General features: G+C 50.4%; 23 protein-coding genes. All 23 read right to left on the bottom strand.

The window, feature by feature from the left end:
- Nucleotides 1–92 precede the first annotated feature (92 nt).
- The 23 genes from BFJ94_RS10500 to BFJ94_RS10610 all read right to left on the bottom strand — a co-directional run bounded on the left by BFJ94_RS10500 (nt 93) and on the right by BFJ94_RS10610 (nt 25,378).
- Entirely contained in the window at nt 93–641 is a 549-nt protein-coding gene (locus BFJ94_RS10500) for a DivIVA domain-containing protein (protein ID WP_120462628.1), read from the bottom strand.
- Nucleotides 642–772: 131 nt separating this feature from the next.
- A complete protein-coding gene (locus BFJ94_RS10505; RefSeq protein ID WP_120462629.1) occupies nt 773–1,558 on the bottom strand; it encodes a YlmH family RNA-binding protein in 786 nt (261 codons plus the stop codon).
- Between the two features lie 6 nt (nt 1,559–1,564).
- Nucleotides 1,565–1,846, bottom strand: coding sequence for a YggT family protein (locus tag BFJ94_RS10510; protein ID WP_276145666.1), 282 nt, complete (start codon nt 1,844–1,846; stop codon nt 1,565–1,567).
- A 7-nt stretch (nt 1,847–1,853) separates the two neighbouring features.
- Nucleotides 1,854–2,303 carry a cell division protein SepF gene (locus BFJ94_RS10515; protein WP_120462630.1) on the bottom strand — a complete coding sequence of 150 codons (450 nt, stop codon included), beginning with the start codon at nt 2,301–2,303 and terminating at the stop codon, nt 1,854–1,856.
- Nucleotides 2,303–2,995: a YggS family pyridoxal phosphate-dependent enzyme gene (locus tag BFJ94_RS10520; RefSeq protein WP_120462631.1), complete on the bottom strand. Its 693-nt coding sequence runs from the start codon at nt 2,993–2,995 to the stop codon at nt 2,303–2,305. The genes BFJ94_RS10515 and BFJ94_RS10520 overlap by 1 nt, the downstream gene beginning before the upstream one ends.
- A gap of 7 nt (nt 2,996–3,002) precedes the next feature.
- Nucleotides 3,003–3,854, bottom strand: coding sequence for a peptidoglycan editing factor PgeF (gene pgeF / locus BFJ94_RS10525; RefSeq protein WP_120462632.1), 852 nt, complete (start codon nt 3,852–3,854; stop codon nt 3,003–3,005).
- Nucleotides 3,855–3,924: 70 nt separating this feature from the next.
- Nucleotides 3,925–4,260: a YlmC/YmxH family sporulation protein gene (locus BFJ94_RS10530; protein ID WP_120462633.1), complete on the bottom strand. Its 336-nt coding sequence runs from the start codon at nt 4,258–4,260 to the stop codon at nt 3,925–3,927.
- 164 nt (nt 4,261–4,424) lie between these two features.
- Complete coding sequence (sigG, locus tag BFJ94_RS10535) at nt 4,425–5,207, bottom strand: RNA polymerase sporulation sigma factor SigG (protein ID WP_068782038.1); 783 nt, start codon at nt 5,205–5,207, stop codon at nt 4,425–4,427.
- A gap of 126 nt (nt 5,208–5,333) precedes the next feature.
- A complete protein-coding gene (gene sigE, locus BFJ94_RS10540; RefSeq protein WP_120462634.1) occupies nt 5,334–6,056 on the bottom strand; it encodes an RNA polymerase sporulation sigma factor SigE in 723 nt (240 codons plus the stop codon).
- Nucleotides 6,057–6,093: 37 nt separating this feature from the next.
- Nucleotides 6,094–7,083 carry a sigma-E processing peptidase SpoIIGA gene (gene spoIIGA, locus BFJ94_RS10545; protein ID WP_120462635.1) on the bottom strand — a complete coding sequence of 330 codons (990 nt, stop codon included), beginning with the start codon at nt 7,081–7,083 and terminating at the stop codon, nt 6,094–6,096.
- 316 nt (nt 7,084–7,399) lie between these two features.
- Nucleotides 7,400–8,509 carry a cell division protein FtsZ gene (gene ftsZ, locus BFJ94_RS10550; protein ID WP_120462636.1) on the bottom strand — a complete coding sequence of 370 codons (1,110 nt, stop codon included), beginning with the start codon at nt 8,507–8,509 and terminating at the stop codon, nt 7,400–7,402.
- 61 nt (nt 8,510–8,570) lie between these two features.
- Nucleotides 8,571–9,818, bottom strand: coding sequence for a cell division protein FtsA (gene ftsA / locus BFJ94_RS10555; protein WP_120462637.1), 1,248 nt, complete (start codon nt 9,816–9,818; stop codon nt 8,571–8,573).
- Between the two features lie 258 nt (nt 9,819–10,076).
- Nucleotides 10,077–10,844 carry a cell division protein FtsQ/DivIB gene (locus BFJ94_RS10560; RefSeq protein ID WP_120465184.1) on the bottom strand — a complete coding sequence of 256 codons (768 nt, stop codon included), beginning with the start codon at nt 10,842–10,844 and terminating at the stop codon, nt 10,077–10,079.
- Between the two features lie 101 nt (nt 10,845–10,945).
- Complete coding sequence (gene murA / locus BFJ94_RS10565; RefSeq protein WP_120462638.1) at nt 10,946–12,226, bottom strand: UDP-N-acetylglucosamine 1-carboxyvinyltransferase; 1,281 nt, start codon at nt 12,224–12,226, stop codon at nt 10,946–10,948.
- Nucleotides 12,227–12,242: 16 nt separating this feature from the next.
- The gene (murB, locus tag BFJ94_RS10570; protein ID WP_120465185.1) at nt 12,243–13,148 is read right to left on the bottom strand and encodes a UDP-N-acetylmuramate dehydrogenase; all 906 of its coding nucleotides are present in this window, start codon (nt 13,146–13,148) and stop codon (nt 12,243–12,245) included.
- Nucleotides 13,149–13,432: 284 nt separating this feature from the next.
- Nucleotides 13,433–14,551: an undecaprenyldiphospho-muramoylpentapeptide beta-N-acetylglucosaminyltransferase gene (gene murG / locus BFJ94_RS10575; protein WP_120462639.1), complete on the bottom strand. Its 1,119-nt coding sequence runs from the start codon at nt 14,549–14,551 to the stop codon at nt 13,433–13,435.
- 4 nt (nt 14,552–14,555) lie between these two features.
- A complete protein-coding gene (gene spoVE, locus BFJ94_RS10580) occupies nt 14,556–15,653 on the bottom strand; it encodes a stage V sporulation protein E (protein ID WP_120462640.1) in 1,098 nt (365 codons plus the stop codon).
- Between the two features lie 50 nt (nt 15,654–15,703).
- On the bottom strand, nt 15,704–17,128 hold the full coding sequence (gene murD / locus BFJ94_RS10585; protein WP_120462641.1) for a UDP-N-acetylmuramoyl-L-alanine--D-glutamate ligase: 1,425 nt from the start codon (nt 17,126–17,128) through the stop codon (nt 15,704–15,706).
- Between the two features lie 2 nt (nt 17,129–17,130).
- Nucleotides 17,131–18,096, bottom strand: a complete 966-nt coding sequence (gene mraY / locus BFJ94_RS10590) for a phospho-N-acetylmuramoyl-pentapeptide-transferase (protein ID WP_120462642.1) — start codon at nt 18,094–18,096, stop codon at nt 17,131–17,133.
- A 24-nt stretch (nt 18,097–18,120) separates the two neighbouring features.
- Nucleotides 18,121–19,515 (bottom strand): UDP-N-acetylmuramoyl-tripeptide--D-alanyl-D-alanine ligase, encoded by a 1,395-nt coding sequence (locus BFJ94_RS10595; protein ID WP_120465186.1) that lies wholly within the window; start codon nt 19,513–19,515, stop codon nt 18,121–18,123.
- Complete coding sequence (locus BFJ94_RS10600; protein ID WP_120462643.1) at nt 19,515–21,005, bottom strand: UDP-N-acetylmuramoyl-L-alanyl-D-glutamate--2,6-diaminopimelate ligase; 1,491 nt, start codon at nt 21,003–21,005, stop codon at nt 19,515–19,517. Before BFJ94_RS10600 ends, BFJ94_RS10595 begins: the two co-directional genes overlap by 1 nt.
- 86 nt (nt 21,006–21,091) lie before the next feature.
- The gene (locus BFJ94_RS10605) at nt 21,092–23,059 is read right to left on the bottom strand and encodes a stage V sporulation protein D (protein WP_120462644.1); all 1,968 of its coding nucleotides are present in this window, start codon (nt 23,057–23,059) and stop codon (nt 21,092–21,094) included.
- Nucleotides 23,060–23,140: 81 nt separating this feature from the next.
- On the bottom strand, nt 23,141–25,378 hold the full coding sequence (locus BFJ94_RS10610) for a penicillin-binding transpeptidase domain-containing protein (protein ID WP_120462645.1): 2,238 nt from the start codon (nt 25,376–25,378) through the stop codon (nt 23,141–23,143).
- Nucleotides 25,379–25,385: the final 7 nt, after the last annotated feature.

Raw genomic sequence — 25,385 nt, forward strand, 5'->3', positions numbered from 1 at the left:
AAGCTTGCGTGTAGCAGCTACACAATATGATATTATATATAACTTATTGTCATCTTCATGTCAACCTGCAGGCAAAGACAGGCAGGCAAGGTTTAATAAATCTCCTTCATCTCTCGCTCCCGCTCTCGATCACGTTCCCGCTCCCGTTCGCGCTCACTCTCAAACGACCGCTCCGATTCATGAGTCTCCAGCGTGTCCCAGCCATCAGCGCTAAGCAGATCAAGCTGTGCCTCCACCAAAGTGCGGAACCGTGCCCGGTAAATAGAGGCCTGCTTCTTCAGCTCTTCAACCTCCAAGGCAACTTTACGCGATTTTCCCAGTGCTTCGTTCACGATCCGGTCCGCATTCTTCTCTGCTTCCTTCACGATCAGCTGCGCTTCCTTCTTGGCGTTATTCTTCACTTCATCCGCAGCTTCCTGAGCTACGATAATCGTCTTGCTAAGCGTCTCTTCGATATTGGAAAAATGGTCGAGCTTCTCTTGCATGGAGAGCAATTGATTGTGAAGCTCCTTATTCTCCCGAATGACAATTTCATAATCTTTGATCACTTGGTCTAGAAATTCATTAACTTCATCCTCATCATAACCGCGAATCCGTCTGGAAAACTCCTTATTATGTATATCCAGCGGTGTTAATGGCATAACCGCACCTCCTATAGAATTCAATCCCTCCGTTAGGAAGAACCTTTATTTGGGTGTAAAAATATTTCATCGGACAAATGTTATACTGGTTAGTTATTTTCGACAGGAAGTGGCGATCTCCTGCAATACCCTCACACAAATTTGCCGATTTTTATACGGAGCCTGCCTTTTTTTGTCACTCCGTCCGTCTCCAGCACCTTAAAGCGCCCAAATCCTTGCAGGGCTACAATATCTCCAGCCTTCAACGGAGTGGAGGGGTCCTCCTCGGTTTTCCAGTTGACCCGGCAGCGGCCCGCCTTGATCGGTACTATGATTTTGCTGCGGCTTAGCCGAAATGCATCGCTGGCTATTCCGTCAAGCCTGAGCGAAGCTACCGTAAAATCCATCAGCTGCAGCTCCGCATTCGCCTCCCGCAAGGCCGACAGCTCAATAATCTCGGTCATCACCCCGACGCGATGCACCTGGCGTAAATGAAGATCCAGATAGTCTGCGATTTCTTCGGCAACCACGACATGACAACCATCCTCATGCACATGAATATCCCCGATCTTGTCCCGCTTGAGCCCAAGACCGAGAATAGCACCGAGATAATCGCCATGCTGCAGGGCCACGAACTTCTGATCTCCCGAAGTAATGCTCAGCACCTTCATTCTCATCGGCTCTTGATCCAGTTCCCTGTAATCAGGAGCGAGCAAGGCTCGGCATCGTTCGGCTCCCTCATATCCACCATCAATGCGAAGGCCTACATCTGAGTGACGATTGGCCAAAGACTCCAATATAAAACATTGCCGCGGATCCAGAAAGTCAGTCAACTTGACTTCATGGTATTCCCCGGCATGAACGACCCATTCGGAAGCACGGTCCACAAACTGACGTTCTTCTGGCTTAAAATGCTCATAAACCTCCGTCTTCTTCATAGCGAACTACCCGACAAAAATGTAATTCAAAACGCTTGTCAGGCCTCTTGCTGCTAACTGAAGTACGAATAATGCCACGATCGGCGAAATATCGATCATTCCCATAATCGGGGGAATGAATTTGCGGAACGGGGCCAGGAACGGCTCGACTAATTTCCCCAACAATTCACCGATAAAGCTGTCACGTGCATTAGGAAGCCAGGACATCAGAATATACACAAAAATCATAGTGAAATAAATATTATATGCTACCCAAACGATAGTATTGATTGTTGTTGCTGCACTCAAGCTGTAATCACCTCATCCTATTATAGTCTAGTTCCTCGGTTAGTATCTCCGTAATCGCTCCTTGTATTTCGACGGTATCTGGCGTACACAAGAATATATTGCCGCCGATCTTCGAAATACTGCCACTAAGCGCGTAGATCGTACCGCTCAGGAAATCGATGATACGCATAGCCTGATCGTTGCGAACGCGCTGCAAATTTACGACGACAGAGCGATGAGAACGCAAATGATCGGCGATCTCCTGAGCCTCATCATAGGATCTCGGTTCATACAAGACCATCTTCACATTTTTTTGCGAATGGATGCTAACCACATTATTTCCTCTTTGATTTTTACGGGTTTCAAAGCTCGGGGTTTCAAAATCAGGCTCTTCCAGGCTGGTAATTCCCTCGCGCTCCACAATTTCTTCTTCTTCCTGCAGACCCAAGAAATTCATGAACCGGTTCATTACTCCCATTAACTTTCCTCCCCTTTCCCCACTAGTATCGTGCCGAGGCGGACCCAGGTCGCCCCCTCTTCAATCGCAACCTCGAAGTCGCCAGACATCCCCATGGACAGTTCTGTCAATGGCTCGCTTGTCACCGCCTTTGCATTAAGCTCATCACGTAATTCACGAAGCCCGCGGAATACCGGCCTCGTGAGTTCAGGATCTTCCTCAATAGGAGCCATCGTCATCAGTCCGATAACCTTCACATGACTGTAGCTCTGCATCTCCTTCAAGAAATCCTCAACCTCAGCGGGTACAAGTCCTTGCTTCGAGGACTCCCCGGATACATTAACTTGTACAAATGCCAGTACCTCTTCACCGATGGCCGCTGCCCGCTTGTCCAATTCCTGAGCCAGCGAAATCCGGTCTAATGAATGGATATATTTAAATTTCCCTACGACATCCTTCACCTTTCTACTCTGAAGATGGCCGATAAAATGCCATGTTCCCTGACCATGCAGTGCTTCCCATTTCGGAATTGCATTCTGCGGGCGATTCTCGCCCACATGGAGGATCCCTTCTTCAAGTACAGACCGTGTCATATCAACTGACACGTATTTCGTGACGGCGACGATATTAACCTCGCTGCGATTACGTCCGCTGCGGGCGCACGCCGCCTGGATGCTCTTTTCTACATTCTGAATCCGATCTTGAAGTGACAAGAAAGGATCACCTCTCTTTCACGCCAATCCAGCTCGCCATTCTTCCGGTTACCCCATTATCTTTGCGGTAGGAGAAGAATTTATCATGATGACAGCTCGTACACCATGATGTACATTCGATATGAGTCGGCAATATTCCTGCTTTTATCATAATGATTCGATTCAATTCTTTCAAGTTCAGCATGAACTTTCCTTGTTTGAGAGACGCCTCAGCCACCTTCGCGATCGACTCCGCCCCTCCAATTGCTTCCAATGTCTCATGGACTCTAGCCATGACCATGTCATCCACCTCGTAGCAGCAGGCGCCAATACTTGGGCCTATAGCTGTACGAATATCGGTCGCCTTGGAGCCGAATTCGCTCTCCATCTTCCGGATCACCGATTCAGCGATGCGCAGTACGGTTCCCTTCCATCCCGCATGAGCCAGAGCGACAACCCGCCTAACCGGATCCATGAAGTATAGCGGTACGCAGTCCGCATAGAAGGAGGTTAGCAAAATCCCGGGCACATCCGTAACAAGGGCATCATCATCTTGAAAAGCACTCGCCATATCCAGATATCCCTTGCCCCGATCTGCCGCCTTCACAACAGCGACTAAATTCCCATGCACCTGCTGTCCGCAGGTCCAGGCCTCAGGCTGAAATCCCAGTGCCTCGGCGAGCAAGCTGCGGTTCTGAAGCACCGACCTTGGATCATCATTGACATGAAATGCCAAGTTGAGACTATCATAAGGGGGACTGCTAACCCCACCCCCGCGTCCGCTAAAGCCTGCGCTTAGACCGGACAGCATCTGCTGCCAGGAGGCTAGCTCATATCGCTCCGGCCCTTGTCTATTATCGTTCCTAATAAAAGGCTCCATCATCCATCCCCTCAATCATTCAAGACATTATGAACTATAAACTAGTGTAACACAGGCAAAGCCGCAGCTGTTAGCTGCGGCGCTCTGCTCTACCATCCCGGTCAATATAGACGGTAGTCTCATATTGTGTCTGCACTCGGGGCTCTCGCAATTCATCCATCTTGACGAGGACGACGTCAGAGCCGATCTTGACGATATTTTTCCACGGAATTACGAGATCCGATCCGCCTCCGAATAACCCCATGAACTTGGTATTTACCGGTATCACAATCGCCTCGATAATCCCTTGACGTAAATCGAGCTCCAGATCACTAATATGACCGAGTCTCTTGCCGTCAACGACGTTGATAACTTCCTTTGTCTGAAAGTCGGATATTTTCATGCTTGCCCTCACCACGTTTTCCATCGTGCCCCCGCCCCTTCACTACAGCCTCTCGCTCCTATATCATATGACCGGAAGGTAAGGAAAAGCACTGCTCGCCACGAAAGGTACAAGCCGCAAAAAGGACCCCTGACTCAGGGGTCCTTCACATAAGCTGAACGGACTTATGCATTCATGGCTCAACTTATTTATGACTTTACATGCTTCTGCATTTGTAAAATAGCGGATTTCTCGAGTCTCGACACCTGGGCCTGCGAGATCCCAATCTCATCGGCTACCTCCATCTGTGTCTTGCCTTCGAAGAAACGCATCGACAGAATCATCTTCTCACGGTTGCCGAGCCGCTGCATCGCTTCCCGCAGCGCAATCTCTTCGATCCATGATACATCTTTGTTCCTGTCATCACTGATCTGATCCATCACGTAGATGGGATCTCCGCCATCATGATATATCGGTTCGAACAGGGATACCGGATCCTGAATGGCATCGAGGGCGAATACAACATCTTCCTTAGGGAGCCCTAATGCCTCGGAAATTTCGAATATGGTCGGTTCACGGGAGTTCTGATTCGTGAGACTGTCACGCATCTGCAATGCCTTGTACGCAATATCCCGCAGACTACGCGAGACGCGGATCGGATTATTATCGCGAAGGTAGCGGCGGATCTCTCCGATAATCATCGGTACGGCATAGGTTGAGAATTTAACGTTCTGCGATAAGTCAAAATTATCGATGGCTTTCATAAGTCCGATGCAGCCGACTTGAAACAGATCGTCCACATACTCCCCCCGATTGTTGAACCGCTGGATGACGCTCAGCACGAGTCTAAGGTTGCCATTCACTAACTTTTCTCTGGCTGATCTTACGTGATCCTGCTGTAAAGAGTGGAACAATTCACGCATTTCCGCGTTGGTTAGAACGGGCAATTTCGCGGTATCTACGCCGCAAATCTCGACTTTGTTACGGGTCATCGTGTCTTACCTCCCAAGGAGAAACATTAATGATAAGTATCTCCCTGGACTGTATTTTTATTCCTCGATTCCTGTCATCCTTTGATCACAAAGTGGGACTAGCGGATCAGATTTCCCGGTACAAATCTAGACCATTTTATTGAACTCCTTACGCAGCCGCTTAATAATGCGTTTCTCCAGCCGCGAAATATAGGACTGGGAAATACCGAGGAGATCGGCGACATCCTTCTGCGTCTTCTCATCGCCATCGACGAGTCCGAAGCGCAGCTCCATAATCATCCGCTCCCGGTCGCTCAGTTTATCCAGCGCCTTATGCAGCAGCTTGCGATCCACCTGCTCCTCAATATTGCGATAGATCGTATCATTCTCCGTTCCCAGCACATCCGACAGCAGTAGTTCATTGCCATCCCAATCGATATTCAACGGTTCATCAAAAGACACTTCTGTGCGGATTTTACTATTACGGCGCAAGTACATCAAAATCTCATTCTCGATACAACGTGATGCATACGTGGCGAGCTTGATCTTCTTCTCTGGATCAAAAGTATTGACCGCTTTGATTAAGCCAATCGCCCCGATGGATACAAGATCTTCGATATTAATGCCGGTATTCTCAAACTTCCTGGCGATATAGACGACGAGCCGCAAATTCCGTTCAATCAGCATCGAGCGAATCGCCGAATCCCCCGAAGGGAGACGTTCAAGCAAATACTCCTCTTCCTCACGTGTTAATGGAGGCGGCAGAGCTTCGCTTCCGCCGATATAATAAATTTCTTCGCTCTTGAGTCCTAGTAAGAATAAGAACCGATAGTATTGTAGTTGCAAGATCAACTTCCACTTTACACGCATGCCTTTCGTTCCTCCCATATCCCGTTCCTGTTTATTACTAGAGCCCGCGGATCTCCGTCGAACTAGCCTCCGAAGTCGCCGCTCTAGCTGAACCTGCACCGCTCTCTTGGCCTTCTGTCAATGCCGGATGGATAATCGCCCGGTACATCCCATCTGAGGATAAGGTGCCTCCGTCGAGGCCGATCAGTACCCGGGTCGTCATTACCTCGCGCCCACCTATCGTAACGCTGACCTGATCCGGCTTAAGTGCGATCATAAACTGCGTGCCCTTGCCAACCGCCCGATAAGGAATAAGTCGTAGCCGATCACGCCATGGAAAAGCTTCATCATCACTCCACATTAAGATGAGGTTGTCCGCATGCTCCATGCTCCACTTCGCCTCCGAAGTTTCTGGCAGATGCTGTGCCCAGAGGGAGACCTCCATCACCATAACTGGCAGACGGCTGAGTGGATCATTGAGCTGATTGCCGGTGTCGATCAATCCTGTACAGGAAATGAGGGTCTCGTCGATGCGTACAGACACCTCGGCCAGACAGGTATCGATCCGCTCCAGCCTGCGACGTGCTGATATGACAGCTCTGAACCACCACAGCACCGCGAACAGAACAATCATGATGAATAATGTTCCTACCTTAAGTGAGAAGCTGAGACCTCCCGAGGTGGAATACCATATTCCGCTGAATACTTCATCCGAGCTTTGCAGCAAGTAATGAATTCCTAATATCCCTCCCGCCGCTACGAAATTGACAATATAGAACGCCCCCAGGTTCCGTAAATAGGATTGCAGACTTCCGAAGCCAAAAGCGATCCATAGCATCACGACAGAGAATAGGAATTTCACCAGGAAGGTATAGAGAAACGATAATTCCGGCAAGAACATCATAACTACATAAGCAGCCCCAAATGCAGCCGAAGCCGTGAGCCGCCAAATCACAATTCTTTGTTTTCTCATCCAGGCGGTGACGACGAGCAGGCTCGCATCGATCAGCAAATTGAGCAAAAATATTAAATCGATGTATACGACCAGTCCTATTCACCTGCCTGCTACCCTATCTACTTCTACCAAGCGGCTGATTATGAACACGCACTAGAAGTCGTCGGGTACAAACTATCTTCTAATCTCCAGGTACAAGAACACCTGTGACACGTAGATGGTTAACAGTATATAGGCAATGATCTGTGAAGTCTGTCTAAAATTGAATGAAAGTTCGCACTAATTTTGTCGAGCGTTAAATTCCACTAGATTTTGTTGCAGTAACGCATGAAAATGTGGAAAAGAAAAAGGTCTTATCCACTTATAGTAAGGGATAAGACCTTTGGGGAAGACTTATTGTCCTGCTGTGCTACTCTTTGCGGGAGCGATTGCGGAGAAAAGTCGGGATATCCAATTGGTCCGCGTTGTTCTGATGTCCGAATGGACGGAGCGAACCGCTCGAACGGCTCTCCTGAATCTCTGAGACACCTCCGGCCGGATTAACACGTCCTGGATTTGCAGCAGGCTTGCTCTCGAAGCCCGTAGCAATCACCGTCACTTTAATCTCTTCTTTCAAGCCCTCGTCAATAATTGCACCGAAGATCATATTCACTTCCGGATCTGAAGCAGAGATGACGATCTCGGCCGCTTCATTCACTTCGTACAGGGACAGGTTGGAGCCGCCTGTAATATTCATAATAACGCCGCGTGCTCCTTCAATCGATGTCTCCAGGAGCGGGCTCATAATAGCTTTACGTGCAGCTTCGGCGGCACGGTTCTCGCCTGTGGCTTCGCCGATGCCCATCAGGGCGGATCCGCGTTCAGTCATGATCGTCTTCACGTCGGCAAAATCAAGGTTAATCAAGCCCGGAACGGCGATCAGATCAGAAATGCCTTGTACCGCTTGACGAAGCACATTATCCGCCTCGCGAAACGCTTCCAGCATAGGTGTCTTCTTATCGACAATTTCCAGCAGTCGATCGTTCGGAATGACGATCAGGGTATCTACCTTCTCTTTCAGAGCTTCGATCCCTGTTTCAGCATGCGAGGAACGCTTACGTCCTTCAAAGGTGAAGGGACGAGTTACGACGCCTACCGTCAGCGCGCCGCATTCCTTGGCAATCTCGGCGATGACTGGAGCCGCACCGGTACCGGTTCCGCCCCCCATACCAGCGGTAACGAACACCATATCGGCGCCCTTCAAAGTATTAGCGATCAAATCGCGGGATTCCTCCGCAGCCTTCTTACCTACCTCCGGGTTAGCGCCCGCGCCAAGACCGCGCGTCAGCTTATCCCCGATTTGCAATTTATGCTCGGATTTAGCCAGATGCAAGGCCTGAGCATCGGTATTCACAGTAATGAATTCTACGCCTTGCACTCCATTCTCGATCATCCGGTTAACGGCATTGCTTCCGCCTCCGCCTACACCAATGACTTTAATTTGAGCCAAGCTCTCCATTTCAAAATCGAATTCTAACATACTCTTCCATCTCCCCCTCATTGTGCATGGATGGCTCGTCCATTCCTTAAGAACCAATCAATTATATGAATTCACTAAATAAATTTTTCAAACGTTCCATAATTCCTGTCTTACGCGCAGTTTCCTGAGCGGCTGCAGGCTTGGTCCGGTTCGTAGTTTTCTTAGGGCCCGCACTTCGAATGCGGAAATTCTTGATGACTTTATACAGAATCCCGACACCACCCGTAAATCCAGGGTCCCGCACACCGATATAATCGGGTACAGCAATCCGCACAGAGGTCGACAATTCGTCCTGAGCAACCTTTAATAAGCCTGGCATCGATGAGGTGCCACCCGTAAGAATGTATCCTCCGGGCATATCGCTATATCCGAGTCGCCTTACTTCATCGCGAATTAATTGAAAGATTTCCTGAACCCTAGGCTCGGCGATTGCGGCAAGATCCTCTTGCGTAAATTCCTTATCCACATTACTTCCGATCCTGGTTACTTTGAATGTGATGTCTGGGGCAGCATCCTCAATCGATGCACAGCCATACTTCAGCTTAACCTTCTCCGCCTGATCCGTCAGTGTGCGAAGTCCGTAAGCAATGTCATTCGTTATAAATTCTCCCCCTATCGGAAGCGTGGATGTCGCAACGATCGTGCCGCCTTCAAATACAGCGATCGTTGTGGACCCGGCACCGATATCTACCAGCACAGAGCCCATCGTTTTCTCGTCTTTGGATAAGGCAAGTTGACCGGCTCCGAGGGATAATAATACCAGATCGTGGATCTTCAATCCGGCCTTCTCAACACAGCGAAGCAAGTTATGTATCGCTGTCTTGCTTCCGGTAATAATCGTAGCCTCTACCTCAAGGCGGACACCGATCATTCCCCGCGGATCCTTAATCCCTTCCAACCCGTCAACTACATACTGCTTAGCTACTACATCGATGATCTCCCGTTCCGGTGGCAGAGCGATAACCTCAGCTGCCTTCAGGACCCGTTCAATGTCATCTTCACCGATTTCCCGGTCTTCATTCTGTACGGCTACCACTCCATGGCTCGTTTGGAGTCCGATATGGTTACCCGAAATGCCGACGTATACCTCCGATATTTGAATACCTACCATCCGTTCCGCATGATCCACAGCACTGCGGATCGATTGAACCGTCTGGTCAATATCTACAATCGCACCTTTGCGAATACCTTCCGAGTCGGCAGATCCAACCCCAATAATATTAAAGGATCCATTATTAATTTCCCCTATAATAGCACGAACTTTGGATGTACCGATGTCCAAACTAACAATGATGTCATTGTTGCTCAAGCCCTTGGCACCTCCTATTTCCAAATAAATATAATAGCATTAAATTTGCACTCTCTAAAGATAATTCAACGTCAGTTAACCTTTCCCTCTTTTTTCTACAAATTTTTTAATCTCCAACTTTTGCATGTAAGGCGAGCAACTTATTCGCCTATACCTATACTATACATAGACCTTTCGCTAACTCCAAACCTGCTGAAAGGAAGAGAAAAAAGAAGGAGAAAGGAAACTTGTCCATAAAATGTATTTTACCATTGATTTTCACGGATGAGTAGTATCATTTTCATCGTTTTCCTTGCCTTCATCCTGATTAAATGGGATATACGAGTCTGCTTCCAGCATTGTCAATGTTCCAGGGTCCTGCGCTTCCAATATCGTATTCATATATTCCACCTTGGCCGGAAGCAGCGAGATCGCCGAGATCACTTCAAAGTGAGATCGGGTATAGATCTTGATGCGATCAGGATAGGACAAGGTCGGTGAAGGCGTAATCTCGGAAATGTCCGAGGTCAATGAATCTGGAATTTGCGCCAGCACAGTGCACAGCTTGCCCAGATTAGGATCATCTGACGACCAGCCGGTCAAGATCGGCTTCTCCATCGGCATCGTCCCATTCTTCAGCGTGATCATCGTCCCATTCGCCAGGAACCCCCGGAGTGAACCATCCGAAGTCAACTGATAAGCGGCCAGCGGATACTCTTTGATCGTAATCGTGATCGATCCCGGAAAGGACTTCTTGACCGTAGCTTCTTCGATCGAAGGGAGCTTGGCCAATCTGGTCTCTACCTTGTCAGAGCTTGTCCCGAAGAAGGGAGCGCCAACCTCAAGCCCGCTAGCACTCAGCATTTCTGTCTCGGTAGCGAATACATTACCTTGGAAAGTTATATCCGAGATTTTACTCAACGAGGAGCGGAAGAATAGGACGCATAGTATGGCGATAAACAGTAAAATGAGAATCACCATAATTTTGCGGCTGCTCTTCTTTTTGGGTCTTGGCTCCTTGAGAGTAGGTACATTCACTTTTAGCATCATATTTTCTTTCTCCGCATAATACTATTCTTATTATAAATGACCTCAATAGGCCTATATCCCCTCCGCAGGAGGGGAATAATACCAGGCTTTCAAATCTATTAAGCCAGATCCAACTGCTTCAACGCTGTGTTCTCGCGGCGCATAACGCCGCCCAGCCGCCCGAACATCAATTCGATATGCTCATAGCCGCGATCGATGTGATGAATCTGCTCTACCACTGTTCGGCCTTGTGCGGCCAGACCAGCAATGACCAACGCCGCCCCAGCCCGCAGATCCGTCGCTTCTACCGTCGCTCCATATAGTCTTGGTACACCGCGTATGAACGCCGTATTCAAATCGACTGAAATATCGGCTCCCATTCGCACTAATTCATCGACATGTCTCAATCGGCCTTCGAAGACCGTCTCCTTCATGAGGCTAAGTCCGTCTGCCAGAGACAGCAGCACCATGATCTGAGACTGCAGGTCGGTTGGAAAGGAAGGATAAGGTGAAGTGATAATTTTCTCAACCGCCTTCGGCCTATGCGCGCTGCTCACGGATATTATATCATTGTATGCCCCTATTTGAACACCGGAGCGGCGCAGTACATGAATCAAGGACGTAAGATGAGCGGGATTACAGTGCGTCACAGTTATGCTTCCCCGCGTTGCCGCAGCTGCAATTAGCGCGGTTCCTGCTACGATCCGGTCAGGGATGATCTGATAATCGCAAGGCTCCAGCGAGGCGACCCCCTGAATCGTTATCGTATCCGTTCCAGCTCCGATAATTCTAGCTCCCATCGAATTCAAGAAATGCTGTAAATCCTGAATTTCGGGTTCGCGTGCGGCATTGCTAATGACCGTCGTCCCTTCGGCCAGCGCAGCAGCCATCATAATATTCTCCGTCGCTCCGACACTAGGAAAATCAAGATGAATATCATTTCCCATCAGCTTAGTCGCTCTGCACCAAATCTGATGATCATTCTCTTCAATCTTGGCACCGAGCGCCGCAAGCCCGCGCAGATGCAGATCAATCTTTCTCTCCCCGATCGCACAGCCGCCCGGCTGATAAATGCAAACCTCTCCGAACCGAGCCAGCAAAGGACCCATGAGGAAAATAGACGATCTCATTTGCTTCATTAAATCTTCCGGCACATGGCTGGAATTAGCACCACTGGCGTCAACGATGACGGTATCACCTTGCGTGACTACTGCGCATCCCAATCGGCTCAATATGCCGAGCATCACGTCGATATCGAGCAGGCGAGGGACATTGCCAAGCTGCACCCGCCCCTCGCACATCAGGCTGGCAGCCAGAATAGGCAGTGCGGCATTTTTCGCGCCATGGATACGTATGGATCCCGACAAGGGCCTCCCGCCTTCGATCACCAATTTGTCCAATGTATCACCTCCGAGTTTACCGATCGCCCACGAAGAAAACCTCTGGCACCAATTGAACTCCATATTTCGAAGCTATTGTGTCCTTGATCTGCTCGATGAGCGAAAGAACGTCCTCTGCTGTCGCTTGCCCGGTGTTGATGATGAAATTGGCATGCAGTCCGGATACTTCGGCTCCGCCTACACGCAGCCCTTTAAGTCCGGCTGCCTCAATCAGCCTGGCGGAATAATCCCCCGGCGGATTGCGGAACACGCTCCCCGCGCACGGCTGCTGCAACGGCTGGGTTTTCCGGCGACGGTCCTTGTATGCAGCCATCGCGGCGGCAATTTCCAGGCGGTCCCCCTTCTTCAGCTCAAGGCATGCGCGCGCCATAATAGCGGGTTGCTCCTGCAGTATGGAATGGCGATAAGAGAACCTCATCTCCTCTGCACTGCAAGTAACCAATTCACCTGTCTCCAGAACAATTTCAGCGGATTTGAATATGCGTGACAAATCGGACCCATGAGCGCCAGCGTTCATACAGACAGCTCCGCCTACCGTACCCGGGATGCCTCCGGCGAACTCAAGACCGGTTAATCCCTGCTTGCCCGCCATAATACTTAATCTGACGAGGGAAGCAGCACCACCAGCCCAAGCCTCGGTCCCTTGAAACCCGATCTCTTCAAATTCTCTCCCCAGCTTGATGACAACGCCGCGGATGCCCTTATCTGAGACGAGCAGATTGGAGCCTTTCCCGATAATCATCCAGGGAATTTGCCGCCGATGCAGTGCAGCAACGAGATTCGCCAGCTGTGCCGTATCGCCCGGGGTGATCATCGCATCTGCAGGGCCGCCTATCTTCCAGGTCGTGTACTTCGACAGCGGTTCGTCCAGCAGAATCTCTCCTACATCGAGCTGTGATAACTCCGCTAACCATTGCTGCATCATAAATTCCCCCTTGATCTTGTACATGGATAGGTCTGCCGGGAAACTGGATTCTGCCTGCGGCCGAACTGAACTTACCAAGAACGCTCACTCCTGTTAAGGTCCTTTTAAGTGCGTGTTCAAGAAGTCCGATTCTCTACCGAACCTCTTGAGTCTCCGCTTGAAGATCGTCACGATGTATAGGGTATCTTATGCCTCCCTGCTGGAGAGTGTGACAATCGCCCAGACGGCACTGATGCAAGCCCATCCTGGCTCGGCTTCAACGTCTTGTGACAAGCCTGTATTTATGCCTGCTTCTGCTTGCTGGACAATCTCTTCATCTCCGTGACGATCAAATGAGCCGAATCAGGCTTGCCAAGTCCGCGGGAGGCTGATGACATAGTCCCATGCAAGCGGGTATCCTTCATGATCCGCTGGATCTTCTCGAATAACCCTTGACCGCTAAGCTCCGGCTCCAGAATTACTTCCGCTGCGCCTGCCTTTTCGAGGGATCGGGCATTCTTCTCCTGATGGTTATTCGTCACATTCGGCGAAGGAATGAGGATCGACGGGATGCCCAGAGAAGTGATCTCCGCCAGGAAGGAAGCTCCGGCACGGTTCACGATCAGCGAAGTCGCGGCCAGCACCTCCGGCATGTTATGAACATAGGGCAGGATCAGCAGATTGTCAGGTAAGCGCCCCAGCTTGCTCTCTATTGTTTTTAACGTCGGTTCGTAATAATTGTTGCCTGTCACATACACAAATGTGATTTCCGGCAATTTATCCAGCTCCGAAGCCATTTGCACCATCGCTTCATTGATCGCTCTCGCCCCTTGACTGCCGCCAACCAGCAGCACAATCGGACGATTTCTCGATACGCCGAGCGACTCATAGCCTTTATTCTTGTCAGCAGAAACAACCGTCGTCGCGCGCGGATTGCCCGTATAGATGACATGCTTCGTTCCCGGGAATAAGGACATCGATTCCTCGAAGCTAACCGCTACCGTATCTACATATTTGCTCAAGAATCGATTCGTCAATCCAGGTACCGCATTCTGTTCATGAATGATTGAAGGAATGCCCAGCTTCGCTGCTGCATAGACTACCGGACCACACACATATCCGCCGGTACCGATGACAACATCAGGCTTGAATTCGCGCAGCATTTTCTTGGACTGTTGCACCCCTTTTAGAAAGCGCATCACAGTCTTCACATTTTCAAAGGATAATTTACGGCGAAAGCCGGTGATCTCAATCGACTTAAAAGCGATGTCCGCCTTCGGAACGATAGAGTTCTCCAGTCCTTTCTGACCGCCGATATATAGAAATTCTGAATTAGGCTCTTCCAGAGCGCATTCATTGGCAACAGCCAGCGCAGGGTAGATATGTCCCCCTGTACCGCCGCCGCTTAATACGACACGCATACTTTCACCTCGCAAAACGGGATAAATTAAGTAAAATACCTAGAGCTGTAAGCATCAGCGTCAACGAGGAGCCTCCATAGCTTATCAGCGGTAAAGTAATGCCGGTTACCGGCATCAGACCGATAACGACACCGATATTGATCACAACCTGCACCCCTACCATACCAACGATCCCCACCGCCAGTAAACTTCCGAACGTATCGTCCACCGTCATCGCTACTCTCATGCCGCGCCAGATCAGAATCAGGAACAGCATCAGCACGAGCAGTCCGCCGATGAAGCCAAGCTCTTCCGCCAGGATGGAGAAGATAAAGTCAGTCTGCGGTTCTGGCACATAGCTGTACTTCTGCCTGCTCATCCCCAGACCCAGCCCAGCCAGGCCGCCTGGTCCGATGGCATACAGAGATTGAATGATCTGATAGCCCGCGCCAAGCGGATCGGACCACGGGTCAAGGAAGGCTGTAATTCTCGCCAGGCGATATGGAGCCGCCAGAATAAGCCCGACGAACCCGACTGCGCCTACGGCAGCCAAACCCGCCAAATGCTTGATTCTGGCTCCAGCCGTGAATACGATCAGCATCGAAGCTCCTAGCATGACCGTACCGGTCCCCAGGTCTGGCTGCAGCATGATCATACCGAAGGCCAGGCCGATGATGCCCAACGGAGGCAGCAGCCCCCTAGTAAAATTGGTAATTCTATAATTCTCTTGACTAAGCAAATACGACAGGAACAGAATCATGCCGAGCTTCATGAACTCGGAGGGCTGAATGCCGAATGAACTGATGCCGAGCCAGCTCCTCGCTCCGCCTCGCACGACACCGATTCCAGGGATCAGTACGATCACAAGCAGACAGAAGCAGACGATTAATCCAAGCTTCGCATACCTCTTCAGCAAGCGATAATCGAGATTCATCATGAAGAACATCGCTACAAGGCCGAGAACAGCGAATAATGCCTGACGTTTTACAAAATAAAAGGAATCACCGTAATCATGAAAACCGAGCACGGAGCCCGCGCTATATACCATCACAATTCCGATCGTCAGCAAGGATAAAATGCTGGCTAACAGCCAGAAATCCGGCGCCTTTCGGCTCTTCTCCATCGTGGCAGCCACCTTTTTTAAAAGAAGTAGGGGCTTTTCCACCCCCCTACTTAAAGGGTATGCACCGCCTCTTTAAAAATGCGTCCACGCTCTTCATAGGATTTGAACATGTCCCAGCTGGCGCAGGCAGGAGATAATAAGACGATATCTCCGGGCTTGGCGAATTCAGCAGCCTGCGTAATCGCGTTGCGCAGCGTATCGGCGGCACTGTCAACAGTATCGACAATGGCGATATCGCTTAGACCCGCCAGTTCAGCTACCTTGGCGATTTTCTCCTTCGTCTGTCCAAGAGCTACCACCGCTTTGACCTTCTCCTTGAAGGCAGGCAATAGCTCCATATAGTCAGACCCCCGATCGAGACCACCAGCGATCAGAACGATCGGTTGATTCAACGCGCCCAGAGCCATCATCGTCGCTTTGCCATTCGTTGCCTTGGAATTGTTGTAATAAGTAACGTCATGCTTCACTTCGACAAACTCAAGCCGATGCTCTACCCCTCTGAAAGTACGTAGCGGCTCCGCCAGCGGCTCACATGGCGCACCAGCCGCTATGCAAGCGGCGACCGCAGCCAGCGCATTCCCGACGTTGAACCGCCCAGGCAGACCGATATCGTGGACAGCAATAATCGAATGGAGCTTCCCTTCCGAATCGCGGTATACGATGGTCCGTTCCCGTTCATCCTCGACACCGGAAATGAAGGCAGGCGTGACGAATACCCCCTCTTCCGTCAGTTCTTCCGTCATCGAGAAAGGGATAGGTCTCGCCTTCAGATGAGACACAAGCTGACGACATACCGGATCATCCCAATTCACGATAGCGATATCGGAGGATGTCTGATTCGCAAACAGCTTGACTTTTGAAGCGATATAATCGTCCATCGACCCATGATAATCCAGATGCGTCTCGGCAATATTCAGCAGCACCCCCACCTTGGGTCGGAAATCCTGCGTCCCCTTCAATTGAAAGCTGCTAAGCTCGGCTACGAGCCAGTTCTCCGCCTCTGCGCTCTCGGCAGCTACGCAGAGTGGAGTACCGATATTTCCCGCCACGATGGGCTGAAGCCCAGCAGCTTCCAGCAGCTTGCCAATCCAGGTCGTCGTTGTCGTCTTTCCGTTCGAGCCCGTGATTCCGATGATCGGGGCCTTGCTCAGATGATAGGCCACCTCGACCTCCGTCACGACATCGATGCCGAGCTCCAGCGCCTTCACGACAGGCGGAGCACTGTACGGTATGCCGGGATTCTTCACAACCAGCTCTACCGATGGAGAGATCAGTCCGTCCGGATGTCCCCCGCATACAACAGAAATTCCCAAAGCCTCTAATTCAGATGCTTCGGGACTCTCTTCGCGCGTCTTCCTATCGTTTACGGTAACTATCGCTCCATAATGATGAAGGATCTTGGCTACCTCTACACCGCTTTTTGCTAAACCGAGGACGACAACCTGCCGTCCCCGATATTGTTCTGGATGATTCATCTCTACAACCCCTTGTTCAAATAGAGTCCAACAACCGCTAATACTAGGCCGACAGCCCAGAATGTCACAACGACGCGCCATTCCGACCAGCCGGACAATTCAAAATGGTGATGGATCGGGCTCATTTTAAAAATACGTTTACCACGAGTTTTGAAAGAAACTACCTGTAATACGACAGACAGCATTTCAATCACGAATATTCCGCCGATGACTAGAAATAACAATTCACTCTTCGTGACGATGGCAATCCCCGCGATCGCCCCGCCGATTCCGAGCGAACCGGTGTCACCCATAAACACCTTGGCCGGATGAGCATTGAACACAAGAAATCCAAGCACCGCTCCGATCATAGCTGCGGCGCAAACCGCCGCTACCATCGAAGTAGCTTGCATCGCGATGATCGCATAGGCGCCAAAGGCAATGGCGCTGACACCGGATAAGAGACCGTCCAGCCCATCGGTAAAGTTCACCGCGTTGCTGATCGCCAGCATCATCACAATGATAAAAGGATAATAGAACCAAGGCCCCAGGTCGAATGAGAAGCCTGTTCCCGGAATGCCGATCGCTGTACTATGTCCTCCCGATATAAGCAATGCACATACAATACCGGCGAATATCAGTTGTCCAATCAGTTTTTGCTTAGGTGTCAGTCCCAAGGATCGTTTGAATACAATTTTAATGTAATCATCGAGGAACCCGACCAGCCCGAATCCGAGCGTTGCTACCAGCAGAACGTAGAAGTCCGTATTCACTACCGAGAATTTCAAATATGCAATAGTGAACGCTAAAATAATGACGACGCCGCCCATCGTAGGCGTGCCCGCTTTCTTCTGATGGCTCTGTGGCCCTTCTACGCGAATTTGCTGACCGAATTTCATCCGTCGCAATATAGGGATTAATATAGGGGCTGATATGACAGCTAAAATAAAAGATACTCCAATCGTTAATAAGATAAGTCCGTAATCCATGGGATCACCCTCCTCTCGCCGGTATTATTGATGTAATTCGCTATGTTTGACCGCTTCGACGACTTCTTCAAGCTTCATTCCGCGTGAGGCCTTCACCAGTATAATATCCTTCGGATGAAGTAGACTGATTAACTTATGAATAAGCTCGCTCTTGTCATCGTATGCATAAATATTGTCCGGAAGCAGATGCTTCTTCGCTCCGGCGGCGATTTCCCGGCCCAGCCTTCCGTATGTGAACAGTAGATCCGTATTCTCTGGTGTCAGAAATTCGCCCACTTCTTGATGGAATCGCACTTCGTCCTCTCCGAGCTCAAGCATATCCCCGAGTACGGCGATTTTGTTACGGTAGCCCTTCATCGTCTTCAGTACATCGATCGCCGCTTTGGCTGATGTAGGGCTTGCGTTATAGGCATCATTCAGAATCGTAACCCCGTTATCCCCTTGGACGATCTCGATCCGCATTCCTGTCAATTCCGCATGCTTCAGACCTTCCCGGATCGCGGTGTCCGCGATGCCATAATGTCTCGCCACAGCGATGGCCGCAAGACCATTGACTACATTATGCTCACCGAGCAGCGGCAGCTCAAAAGGCGTCTCGCCCTCTTTCAAGGTGAACATGGTGCCATGCTCCAGGAACATGATTCCACTCGGATAAATATCATTATTTCCATTTAAACCAAAAGTCAGTGTATGCAGCTGCTCCGGCTTCGGTGTATCCGAATCGGCCAATACTTCCTGGATCAAAGGTTCGTCCCCATTGTATACGAACAGCCCCCCTGCCTTCAGCCCGGATAGAATCTCCAGCTTGGCCCGGGCGATTTCCAGCCGGGAGCCGAGTTGTTGCAAATGCGACTCGCCGATATTCGTGACAATGACCGCTTCCGGTTCAGCCAGCTTTGAAAGGAACTCTATTTCATAGCGGCCGCTCATGCCCATTTCAAGCACGGCGATCTCGGTATCCTCCGGCATCGCCAGAATGGTTAGCGGTAGTCCGATATGATTGTTGTAGTTCCCCCCTGTCTTATGCACTCTATAAGTAGTTGCCAACAGGGAATAGAGCAGATCCTTCGTCGTCGTCTTCCCGTTGCTGCCCGTAATTCCGACCACCTTGGCCTCAGTCGCAGCAAGATAGCTCTTGGCAAGACGCTGCAGCGCTTCAAGGGCATCGTCGACCAGAATGGCAGGCCCAGGCGGATTTCCCTTAATCCTCTCCCACAACGTGGCGCTGGCTCCGCTCGCCAGACTATCCGCGACAAAGGCATGCCCGTCGAAGCGCTCGCCAGACAGCGGCACGAATAAGCAGCCCTGTTCAATACGTCTGGAGTCGGTAATAACTCCTTGAATGATTAGATTGTTATCATCGGCATTCGCTACCTGTCCACCGCACATCGCAGCGATGTCCGCTAATTTTCTTTTTATCACTTTGCTAAACCCCTTATCGCTTCTTTGGCCACGAGACGATCATCGAAATCATGCACTTCCTTGCCGATAATCTGATAGGTCTCATGTCCTTTCCCCGCAATCAATACTACATCGTCATGGCTTGCCATTTCAATAGCCTTTTGAATCGCTGCATGGCGGTCTACGATCAGCTCATAGCGCTCTAGTGGAACATGGTCCTCTACTAGTCCGGCCTCAATGTCCTTCAATATCAATGTCGGGTTCTCTGTCCGCGGATTATCCGAGGTTATAATGACATGATCGCCATATTTCGCAGCGATCCTGCCCATGATCGGGCGCTTCTTCCGGTCACGGTCCCCGCCGCAGCCGAAGACGCAAATCACCCGACCTTTAGCAAATTCATTCACCGTGCGCAGAACATTCTCCAGACCGTCCGGGGTATGGGCGTAATCGACGATCACCGCGAAGGATTGACCCTCATCCACGGCCTCTACCCGGCCTTCAACGCCCTTGATCGCCTCCAGGCTCGCCTTGATGCTCTCCAGAGGGATTCCTTCCAGCAAGGTCGCCGCTATGGCAGCGAGGGCATTGTATACATTAAACTTGCCGACCATCCGTAGCGTAATGTCCGCATTGCCACGGAAGGTCTCCACATGGAAGGAGGTGCCTTTCGCTGTTATCGAAATATTCGAAGCTCTGACATCAGCCGCATGCTCCACACCGTAAGTAATCGTCTCTGCGGACGTTTGCTTGGCGAAATAATCAGAAGCCGCATCATCCGCATTCAACACAGCATAGCTGCGTTCAGCCGGAGCCTGAGGGTATGTGTTGCCAAGACGGGAGAAGAACAAGCCCTTGGCTTCCATGTACGCTTCCATCGTCTCATGATAGTCCAGATGATCCTGGGTCAGGTTCATGAAGACGGCGGTACGGAAATGAGTGCCTTTCACGCGGCCTTGTTCAAGCGCATGGGAGGATACCTCCATCACACAATGGGAGGCGCCCCCCTGCACCATTTCATGCAAGTAGCGCTGCAAGTCGAGAGCTTCCGGGGTCGTGCGCGGCATCGGTACCGCCTTGCCGTCAAACCTCCGCTCGATCGTGCCGATCAGTCCGGTCTTCTTGTCTTGATCCAGCAGAATACGCTCGATCAGATAGGTCGTCGTCGTCTTCCCGTTCGTCCCCGTAATACCGATTACCTTCAAGCGATTGCTGGGATAATCGAAGAACACATTGCCCAGTACAGCCATAGCAAGTCGGCTATCCTTCACCTTCAATTGCGGCAGCGATACCTCTTCCAGGAAGCGCTGCACGACAAGCGCGCTAGCCCCTTGCTCCGCGGCTTGCTTGGCATATTGATGACCGTCTACCGTGTGACCCGGCAGACAGAGGAACAGATCGCCCGGCTTCACTTGTCTGGAATCGAAGCAGATTCCCTGGCAGTCTGTATGCTCATCTCCCGATATTTCCGATGCTATTAAATAAGTTGCTAAATCTTTAAGCAGCATAGTTCTTCCCCTCCGTCAAAATCTTCAACCGATGTTAATCCTAGTATCGCCAAAACTAATAAATTTCAGGATCGTAAAATCTAAGGCTACTCATGAGATTGTTTAAATTCATGCTCATGGTTCTGCTCAGCTTCAGATTCACTCCCCATATAAATTCGGATGGTCGAGCCGCGTTCAACTCTAGTGCCCGCTTTAGGAGCCTGGTTAATCACGATAGAGCCAGCGCCCGACTTCACCAGATTAAAATTCGTATTCATATCCTCATAGATATCCTGAGTTGTGTAGCCGATTAAATCTGGGACCGTCACGATCGGTGTCTCATTATACTTATATTTCTTCGCGACCTGCTCCTTGCGCGGCGGAATCTGTAAGTAATCGAGAGAATCCGCTAGAATCTTGCGCACGATCGGAGCGGCTACCACGCCGCCAAACTGAATTCCCTGCGGATTGTCCACGGCGGTATATACGACGATCTGCGGATCATCCGCTGGAGCGAAGCCGATGAAGGACACGATATGCTCATTCGCTGAATAGCGGCCATTGATGACCTTCTGAGCCGTCCCTGTCTTCCCTCCGACGCGATAGCCATCGATAAACGCATTGCCGCCGGTGCCATTGGCCACGACGCTCTCCAGCGCCTCCCGTACTTTCTTCGAGGCTTCCTCAGAAATCACCTGACGCACAAACTGCGGCTCTGTAGCATCAACAACCTGCCCCGAATCCGGGTTCGTCCAGGACTTGGCCACATAGGGCTTGTATAGCTTCCCGCCATTGATAGCAGCGGATACAGCGGTAATTTGCTGAATAGGTGTCACCGAGACCCCTTGGCCGAACGAGGTGGTCGCTAACTCCACTGGCCCGACATTGGCCAATTTGAACAGAATCCCGGTCGCCTCGCCGCTGAGATCAATGCCCGTCTTGCTGCCGAAGCCGAAATCTTTAATATACTTGAACAACGTCTCTTTACCAAGCCGCTGGCCCAGAGCGACAAAGCCTGGGTTACAGGAATTCTCCACGACCTGCAGGAACGTCTGACTGCCATGCCCGCCTCTCTTCCAGCAGCGGAGGGTAGCTCCCCCCACCTTGGTAAAGCCCGGGTCAAAGAAGTGATCATGCTGTAAATCTACCTTCTGTTCCTCCAGAGCGGCCGCGAGGGTAATGATTTTGAATGTGGAGCCCGGCTCATAAGTCATCCAGATCGGGAGATTCCGGTTATATATCTGAGGATCTACCTCCTGATAGCTGGCCGGTTCGTATCCGGGCCTGGCTGCCATGCCGAGGATTTCCCCCGTCTTGGGGTTCATCGCAATCGTAAGCGCCGAATTGGCATTAAGCCTGGCCATCGCCTGATCGAGCTCCCGCTCTATGATGCTCTGAATCGACTTGTCGATCGTCAGCTGCAAATTCAGCCCATCCCTGGGCTCCATATAGATCTCCGAGGAACCCGGCATCAATCTTCCTCCGGCATCGGACAGATAAGAGACACTTCCGTTCATCCCGCTTAATTCGCTGTCATATTTCTTTTCCAGACCAGTCAGACCCTGATTATAGCCGCCGGTGAATCCAAGAATATGGGCGGCAAGTCCTCCATAAGGATAATATCTTTTATTGTCCTCGGCAACAACAATACCCGGCAGATCCAAATCACGAATTTCCTGTGCTTTTTCCATCGTAATTTTGCGACCTCCGGGCTGTAACCTGACTATGGATTCTTTCTTGGTTATGATCTTCAGCACCTTATCCTCACTCATTCCGAGCAGCGGCGCTAAACTGTGTGCGGTCGTCTCCGGCGATTTCACTTGTACCGGAATGGCCATAACAGTTGGAGTGGTAACGTTATACGCGAGAACATTGCCATTGCGATCAGTGATCTCCCCGCGTTTCGCAGAATAAGGAATATTTCGCCGCCAGGAATCCTCTGCCTTTGCCGACAGCTCCGCTCCTTCGCCGAGCTGTACATAAGCAAGCCGGACAACTAGAGCCATAAACAGCACACATAGCATACACAGCAGCAAGAACAGTCTTCTTCTAATGGTAAGCTTGGAGATCTTCATTGAAAATTGCCCCCCTGTTTCATCCTGAGCATGATTGGTTTCATATCATAAATATTCAGGACAAACAGGGGTTAGAACAAGCTATGGGGAAGAACCCGAGCTTTCTCCGGCATTATCTTCAGGAACATCAGCCTCTTCATTCTGCTGCTCCTGCTCCGCTTCTTCCTCTTCTTCCTTAAGCGTAGGCTCCAGCACAAGGTCTATTCGCCGCTTGCCATTCTCCTTCGTCAAGGTCTGGGAGACGACATATCCCTCGCCCTCGATTCTCGCCTCCACGCCTATAGCCGAGAGCAGCTCCATCGCATCGCGTAGAGACTGTCCCTTCAGGCTAGGGATGTTGACCTTATCTCCTTCTTCCGTCAGCAGATACATATGCTGTCCGGTCTTGAGGATGGAGCCGGATTTCGGAAATTGCGAGACGACCTTGCTTCCTTTACCGAGAGTGGCGTAATTAATTCCTAATCCCGCCAGCTTATTCTTGGCATCCTGGGCCGTCAAGCCCTTTAAATCAGGGGCCTTGACACCGTTATTCGCGATATCTGTGGATGTCTTATTGTTGAATTTCTTAGGGACGCCCATATATTGCAGCGTTTGGTTAATGATCTTCTTGAACACCGGAGCCGCCGCCGTCCCCCCGCCAAGATGGGAATCCTGAGGCTCATCGATCAGCACCAGCATCGCAATCTTCGGATCATCCGCCGGAGCGTATCCGATGAAGGAGACGACCTGTTTATTGTAGTTGTACTCTCCGTTGACTACCTTAACTGCCGTACCTGTCTTACCTGCGACCCGATAACCATCGATATAAGCATGACGCCCACTACCGATCTTCAAATCCGAGACGACCTGTTCCAAATATTCGCTCGTCTTCTTCGCACTTTCCTGGGAAATAACTTGTCTTATGACTTTAGGCTGCGTCACTTCCTTATCTCCGGTAAGCGGGTCTGTAATCGACTTGACGATATGTGGCTCCATCAATTTACCGCCGTTGGCGATAGCCGCAACCGCAGCGACCTGCTGCAATGGAGTTACCAGCAGCTTACCATGACCATAGGTCATCGCCGCATAGTCTGCAGGCTGCTCTGGAGACACGACGCCCTTGGCCTCGCCTGGTAATTCTATGCCCGTCTTCTGACCGAAGCCAAAATTATCGACATACTGCTTCATAAGATCAGGCCCCAGCAGCTCATAGCCCAGCTTAACGAAGGCTACGTTACTGGAACGCTTAACCCCTTCCAGGTATTTGATACTGCCCCAGCCCGAGCGCCGAATGTCACGGATCGTCTGTCCAGGTACGCGGATGCTACCGGACATATAATAATCGTCAGGATGGAATAGCCCTTCCTGCACCACAGCGCCCAAGGTCACAATCTTAAAGGTTGAACCCGGTTCATATACCGACTTGATCGCATGATTATAGAAATTCTTCAAGCTTTTTTGATCGGCATCCACCCAATACTCATTTGGATTATAGCTAGGCAAATTAGCCATCCCGAGAATCTCCATCGTCTTCGGATCAGCCGCGATTACCGTCATACTGATCGGCTTCAGCTGATTGAAGGCCTCTTGCATCGCATCCTCAATATAATACTGTATCGTATCATCGATTGTTAACTGAATTTCTTTGCCATCTTTTGCCGGGGTGTATACTTCACTAGCTTTCGGAATCTCAATCCCTCGGCCATCGCTCTTGTATTCGATCGCTCCATTCTGACCCGTCAGTTCTTCATCATAGTAAGCTTCAATTCCGGCAACGGCTTCTCCTTCACGACTCGTATAACCAAGCACATGCGCCGCCAGACTATTTTTCGGATAATAGCGTTTTGTTTCCTTAATCAGTAGAATACCGGAGTCCTGAATGTCATGCTTCTTTTTAAGCTCCTCGGAGAATTTCTCGATCTTGTCGCGAAGCTCCTGGTCAATCTTCCAGCCCTCATTTCTTACTTCACGCTGTGGATAGAAGCTACCATCCTCTCGCTTGGCATTTACAAGCTTTCTTAATTCACCCTCATTCTTGTTGAGCAGTTCGTGTAAGCCTTGAACGATCTCCTCCTGCAATCCATATTTATTGATAACTTGCGGATTAACCGCAACAGTATAAGCTGGAGCATCCACGGCCAGTACATCGCCATTCCGGTCCGTAATCATCCCTCGCGTTGCCGTGAGGACCTTCTTCTTGGACCATTGATTTTCGGCATAGCTCTGCCAGAAATTCTCTTCAACCACCTGAACCCAGAACACTCTTATCATCAAGACAGCAAAAAAGAGGGTGATGACTCCCCCTATTAGCAGTGTGCGAAGCTTTATTCGTTTTATCATAATAAAA

It is taken from the genome of Paenibacillus aceti, assembly GCF_003614185.1.
Classification (GTDB): domain Bacteria; phylum Bacillota; class Bacilli; order Paenibacillales; family Paenibacillaceae; genus Fontibacillus; species Fontibacillus aceti.

Bases quoted from the DNA above. Each gene is read 5' to 3' on its own strand.
- murG (WP_120462639.1), bottom strand. From the start codon at position 14,551: ATGCGTGTCGTATTAAGCGGCGGCGGTACAGGGGGACATATCTACCCT.
- BFJ94_RS10500 (WP_120462628.1), bottom strand. From the start codon at position 641: ATGCCATTAACACCGCTGGATATACATAATAAGGAGTTTTCCAGACGG.
- BFJ94_RS10605 (WP_120462644.1), bottom strand. From the start codon at position 23,059: ATGAAGATCTCCAAGCTTACCATTAGAAGAAGACTGTTCTTGCTGCTG.
- BFJ94_RS10515 (WP_120462630.1), bottom strand. From the start codon at position 2,303: ATGGGAGTAATGAACCGGTTCATGAATTTCTTGGGTCTGCAGGAAGAA.
- spoVE (WP_120462640.1), bottom strand. From the start codon at position 15,653: ATGGAGAAGAGCCGAAAGGCGCCGGATTTCTGGCTGTTAGCCAGCATT.
- mraY (WP_120462642.1), bottom strand. From the start codon at position 18,096: ATGGATTACGGACTTATCTTATTAACGATTGGAGTATCTTTTATTTTA.
- sigG (WP_068782038.1), bottom strand. From the start codon at position 5,207: ATGACCCGTAACAAAGTCGAGATTTGCGGCGTAGATACCGCGAAATTG.
- BFJ94_RS10505 (WP_120462629.1), bottom strand. From the start codon at position 1,558: ATGAAGAAGACGGAGGTTTATGAGCATTTTAAGCCAGAAGAACGTCAG.
- sigE (WP_120462634.1), bottom strand. From the start codon at position 6,056: ATGCGTGTAAAGTGGAAGTTGATCTTGCAACTACAATACTATCGGTTC.
- murD (WP_120462641.1), bottom strand. From the start codon at position 17,128: ATGAATCATCCAGAACAATATCGGGGACGGCAGGTTGTCGTCCTCGGT.
- BFJ94_RS10610 (WP_120462645.1), bottom strand. From the start codon at position 25,378: ATGATAAAACGAATAAAGCTTCGCACACTGCTAATAGGGGGAGTCATC.
- murB (WP_120465185.1), bottom strand. From the start codon at position 13,148: ATGCAGCAATGGTTAGCGGAGTTATCACAGCTCGATGTAGGAGAGATT.
- BFJ94_RS10600 (WP_120462643.1), bottom strand. From the start codon at position 21,005: ATGCTGCTTAAAGATTTAGCAACTTATTTAATAGCATCGGAAATATCG.
- BFJ94_RS10530 (WP_120462633.1), bottom strand. From the start codon at position 4,260: ATGGAAAACGTGGTGAGGGCAAGCATGAAAATATCCGACTTTCAGACA.
- BFJ94_RS10560 (WP_120465184.1), bottom strand. From the start codon at position 10,844: ATGCTAAAAGTGAATGTACCTACTCTCAAGGAGCCAAGACCCAAAAAG.
- pgeF (WP_120462632.1), bottom strand. From the start codon at position 3,854: ATGGAGCCTTTTATTAGGAACGATAATAGACAAGGGCCGGAGCGATAT.
- ftsZ (WP_120462636.1), bottom strand. From the start codon at position 8,509: ATGTTAGAATTCGATTTTGAAATGGAGAGCTTGGCTCAAATTAAAGTC.